A 389-nucleotide genomic window follows, 5' to 3' on the forward strand; every position below is an offset into this window, starting at 1 on the left:
ACGCGTGGCTGACCCGCAGACGCTTGGTCTTACGACCCTCCGCCTCGAAATGAGCAGCTATCGCCAGGACGGCGTCCTCGTCACCGGAAACCACCGTGGCTGAGGGCCCGTTGAGCGCGGCGATGGACACACCGTCCGTCAGCACCGGCAGGACTTCCGCCTCGGTCGCCTGGAGCGAGACCATCGCCCCACCCGCCGGCAACGCCTGCATCAGACGACCACGCGCCGCCACCAGCCTCGCCGCATCCTCCAGCGACAACACCCCAGCCACATGCGCAGCCGACAACTCACCGATCGAATGACCCAACAGATAGTCGGGCTTCACACCCCACGCCGACACCAGACGGAACAGCGCCACTTCGAGAGCGAACAGCCCCGCCTGCGTGAAC

At 66.8% G+C, this 389-nt stretch carries 1 protein-coding gene; it reads right to left on the reverse strand.

What is annotated here, in order from left to right:
• Positions 1-389: acyltransferase domain-containing protein (locus IE97_RS39050; RefSeq protein WP_037845491.1), on the reverse strand; the 389-nt coding region annotated here is incomplete at both ends.

The organism is Streptomyces sp. NRRL S-455 (assembly GCF_000717875.1).
Taxonomy (GTDB): Bacteria; Actinomycetota; Actinomycetes; order Streptomycetales; family Streptomycetaceae; genus Streptomyces.